This is a genomic window from Parafrankia sp. EUN1f (assembly GCF_000177675.1).
Classification (GTDB): Bacteria; Actinomycetota; Actinomycetes; order Frankiales; family Frankiaceae; genus Parafrankia.
The window spans coordinates 1-4,101 of the sequence record NZ_ADGX01000300.1; the positions used below are offsets into that span (position 1 = coordinate 1).

The following is a 4,101-nucleotide window of genomic DNA, read 5'->3' on the forward strand; positions in this document are numbered from 1 at the left end:
GAACTCCACCGCCGTGCTGGGTCCGCAGCACCCCCGTGCCCGGCTGGACACGGGGAACGCTGACCACGACGTGCACGAGACTCTCCCCGGACAGCGACTGGTATCGGTGCGGACGATCGCCGGCGTAGCGTGCGAAATCCTCTTGCCGCAGCTCGATGGGGCTGTCTACCGGGCCGACGCGCACATGCCCGGTGATCACATAGAGATGTTCGAGGGTGCCCGCCGGATGGAGTTCGGGCTCTCCGTCATCCCCGTTCGCCATCGGGTGGATGCGCATCACGTAGTTCTCGATGACGCCGGATCCGTAGACATGGTCCAGCAGGCGGACCTCGTGGCCGTCATGGTGCTGCCAGACGACGTCACTCGCCCTTTGCACGGCGACGATCTGCTCGCGTTCGGCCACCAGGCGGGTCACTGGCACGCCGAGAGCCGAGGCGATCGAGAAGAGTGTGTCGACGGTCGGGTTACCGCTGCTCTGTTCCAGCTTCGACAGTGTCTGTTTGGCCAGCCCGGCCTGGCGGGCCAACTCGGCCAGCGAAAGCCCTCGTTGCTGCCGGAGGAGGCGGATGTTGCGCGCGACGACCGCATGACCCGACTCCACGTCAACACTGTATTGCGATGTCACCGTTTGCACCTTCGGCCGGGCGGTGACGGAAGCCACGCGCCGGGAATGTGGCTTCCGCCCCGGGGCCGCCCCGGCGCTCCATCGGCATCACCCCGGACAACGCCGGGCCGGGGCGTGGCCGTCAGGTCACCGTCGCGTTCGTCTGGGCCAGCAGGTCGAGCGCGACATCGACGATGAGGTCCTCCTGGCCTCCGACCATCCGCCTTCGGCCCACCTCGGCCAGGATCGTTCTCGTGTCGAGTCCGTAGCGCGCGGCCGCGGTTTCGGCGTGGCGCAGGAAGCTGGAGTAGACGCCGGCGTAGCCGAGGGTCAGGGTTTCCCGGTCGACGCGGACGGGGCGGTCCTGCAGCGGCCGGACGATGTCGTCCGCTGCGTCCATCAGCCCGAACAGCTCGCACCCATGCTTCCACCCCATCAGATCCGCGACGGCGATGAACGCCTCCAGCGGGCAGTTGCCGGCGCCGGCGCCCTGGCCGGCGAGCGAGGCATCGACCCTGGTCGCTCCGTTCTCGACGGCGACCACGGTGTTGGCCACGCCGAGCCCGAGATTGTGGTGCGCGTGGATGCCCGTCTGGGTGGAGGGGGCGAGGACGTCGCGGTAGGCGCGAAGGCGGTCGCGCACGCCGTCCATGGTCAGCCGGCCGCCCGAGTCGGTGACGTAGACGCACTGCGCGCCGTAGGACTCCATCAGCGCCGCCTGCCGCGCGAGCTCGGCCGGGGGCGCCATGTGGGCCATCATCAGGAAGCCCGCGACGTCCATGCCTAGCTCGCGGGCGGCGCTGATGTGCTGGGCCGAGATGTCGGCCTCGGTGCAGTGCGTCGCGACGCGCACCGACCGGATGCCCAGGGCATAGGCCTGCCGCAGGTCATGCAGGGTCCCGATGCCGGGCAGTAGGAGGGTGGTGGGAATCGCGGCGGTCACGCTGTCGGCGACGGCCTCGATCCACTCCCAGTCGGTGTGCGCACCGATCCCGTAGTTGATGCTCGATCCGGCGAGCCCGTCGCCGTGGGCGACCTCGATCGCGGCGACCCCGGCGGCGTCGAGCGCGGACGCGATCACCCGGGCCTGGTCGACAGAGTAACGATGGCGAACCGCATGCATACCATCGCGGAGAGTGACATCTTGCACGTACAGCTCGGGTGAGAGCACCGTGTCCGCGGCGACGGGGCCACCCGCCGGTTCACTGCCCGCGGTCATGCCTGCGGCCTCAGTGACGCTCATCGGGGATCAACTCCTTGCTCTTGTGCGGGGCACTCAGCTCCGCCAGGCGTTCACCCGTGCGAAGCGCCGCGGAGGTCATGATGTCGAGGTTCCCGGCGTAGGGCGGGAGGTAGTGTGCGGCCCCCTCGACCTCCAGGAAGACCGACACCTTGGAGACCTCGGTCGTGGCCGCCGGCACCTCGGCGACGGCGTCGGCCGGGACCATCTGCCGCAGCGGGTCGTCAGCGGCAACCGGGTCGACCTGCACCCGCTGCTTGAGGCGGTAGCCGGGAACGTAGTCCTTGACCGTGGCGACCATCGCCTCGATGGCGGCGGCCACCTTGCTCTCATCGGCGGCTCCGACGAGGCAGTAGACGGTGTCCCGCATGACCAGAGGCGGCTCGGCGGGATTGAGAACAATGATCGCTTTGCCGCGCCGGGCGCCACCGACCTTCTCGATGGCACTGGCCGTGGTCTCGGTGAACTCGTCGATGTTCGCCCGGGTGCCGGGGCCGGCCGACCGGGACGCGATGGAGGCGACGATCTCGGCGTAGTACACCGGAGTCACGGACGCCACCGCGGCCACAATCGGGATCGTGGCCTGCCCGCCGCAGGTGACCATGTTGACGTTGGGCGAGTCCAGGTTCGCGTCCAGGTTGACCGGCGGGACGACATACGGGCCGATCGCCGCCGGCGTCAGGTCCACGACCCGCCGCCCGGCCGCCTGAAGCACCTCGTTGTGGTGTTTGTGCGCGCCGGCCGAGGTGGCGTCGAAGACGATCGCGACGTCCTCGAACTCGGGCATCCGCAGGAGGCCCTCCACGCCGGCATGGGTGGTGGCCACCCCCAGCCGCCGGGCTCGGGCAAGGCCATCGGACTCCGGGTCGATCCCCGCGAGGGCCGCGATCTCCAGCCGGTCGGAAAGCCGAAGAATCTTGATCATCAGGTCGGTGCCGATGTTGCCTGAGCCGATCACGGCAACTCGTGTTCGGGATGACTGCGCCTGGCTCGCAGCGGGCGTGTCGCCCTCCACAGGCTGGCGCGGTGTCTCAACGCTCATTCGCCACTCCTTTCGGACGCTTCGCCGCCACCAAAACGGACCCGAACCGTGCCGAGCCCGGAGATCGCCGCCTCGAACGTGTCACCGGAAGCCGCCGCACGCATGGGGCCGAGCGCACCGGTGAGAACGACGTCACCCGCTAGCAGAGGCGTCCCGAGTTCGGCGAGTGTGCTGGCCAGCCATACCGCCGAGATCAGCGGGCCACCCAGACAGTCGACCCCCCGACCCGATGACACGACCTCGTCGCCGTTACGCAGCTCCATCGAGACCTCGCGCAGATCCACGTCGAACAGCCGGACCGGCCTTCCACCGAGGACGAACAGGCCGGACGAGGCGTTGTCGGCCACGGTGTCGACGATCGTGATGTCCCAGTCCGCGATGCGGCTGTCGACGATTTCCAGCGCGGGCAGGACGTACTCCGTCGCTGTGATCAGGTCCGCGACGGTGTACGGCCCCGACGGCAGGTCACGGCCGAGCACCAGCGCGACCTCGGCCTCGACCTTGGGTTGCAGGAGCCGTCCCGGCGGGATCTCAGCGCCGTCGGCGATCGACATGTCGGCGAACAGTGCCCCGAAGTCGGGCTGGTCGACGCCGAGCTGACGTTGCACGGCGGGCGAGGTGAGGCCGATCTTGCGCCCGACCAGCCGGCGGCCGGCCCGCTGCGCTTCGTCGGTGTTGCGCCGCTGGACGCGGTAGGCCGCGGCGATGTCGCCGTTCGGAAGGATGTCCCGAACCGGCGGGCACGGGGTACCGGTCTGCTCGGCGGTCACGAGTATCGCGGCGGCCCGCTCGACGGTGTCACCGACGTCGACGGCGAGGGTTCCGCCTGGTGTCACGCCCTGCGGCTGGGTTCCGTTGGTGGCGCTCATGGACGTGCCTCACTGACCTTCGCACGTCGGCGCGGTTCAGGCATTGTCTTCTCCTCGGCACGCGCGGGTAGTCCGTCGCAGCCCCTGCAACGACGTGTCTCGACGCCGTTCACGGATGGGTGCTTGGTCGGCCAGCGGCAGGAACGCACGCCAGCTGTCATGGGTATAGGCAGCCGACCTGATCAGCCACAACGAGCCGTTCCGTGATGCGAAACGCGGTGAACGTGGCAACCCTCACGGGCAGTTCCGGGAATTCGGCGACGGCAGAAACACCGGAGCATCGGCTGCGACGACTCCGAACAGCTGGCCTTTCTCCGCGTGCGGAGACCCGTTGGTGGTCGGCGCG

At 69.2% G+C, this 4,101-nt stretch carries 4 protein-coding genes; all 4 read right to left on the reverse strand.

Going from position 1 to position 4,101, the window contains the following annotated elements:
* The coding region (locus FREUN1FDRAFT_RS38180; protein ID WP_198144587.1) for a helix-turn-helix domain-containing protein at nt 1-661 on the reverse strand (661 nt) is incomplete at its 3' end.
* 85 nt (nt 662-746) lie between these two features.
* Nucleotides 747-1,823 carry a 4-hydroxy-2-oxovalerate aldolase gene (gene dmpG, locus FREUN1FDRAFT_RS38185; RefSeq protein WP_083828961.1) on the reverse strand — a complete coding sequence of 359 codons (1,077 nt, stop codon included), beginning with the start codon at nt 1,821-1,823 and terminating at the stop codon, nt 747-749.
* Nucleotides 1,824-1,833: 10 nt separating this feature from the next.
* Complete coding sequence (locus FREUN1FDRAFT_RS38190; RefSeq protein WP_006545798.1) at nt 1,834-2,886, reverse strand: acetaldehyde dehydrogenase (acetylating); 1,053 nt, start codon at nt 2,884-2,886, stop codon at nt 1,834-1,836.
* Nucleotides 2,883-3,755, reverse strand: coding sequence for a 2-keto-4-pentenoate hydratase (locus tag FREUN1FDRAFT_RS38195; RefSeq protein ID WP_006545799.1), 873 nt, complete (start codon nt 3,753-3,755; stop codon nt 2,883-2,885). Before FREUN1FDRAFT_RS38195 ends, FREUN1FDRAFT_RS38190 begins: the two co-directional genes overlap by 4 nt.
* Nucleotides 3,756-4,101: the final 346 nt, after the last annotated feature.

Bases quoted from the DNA above. Each gene is read 5' to 3' on its own strand.
- dmpG (WP_083828961.1), bottom strand. From the start codon at position 1,823: ATGACCGCGGGCAGTGAACCGGCGGGTGGCCCCGTCGCCGCGGACACG.
- FREUN1FDRAFT_RS38195 (WP_006545799.1), bottom strand. From the start codon at position 3,755: ATGAGCGCCACCAACGGAACCCAGCCGCAGGGCGTGACACCAGGCGGA.
- FREUN1FDRAFT_RS38190 (WP_006545798.1), bottom strand. From the start codon at position 2,886: ATGAGCGTTGAGACACCGCGCCAGCCTGTGGAGGGCGACACGCCCGCT.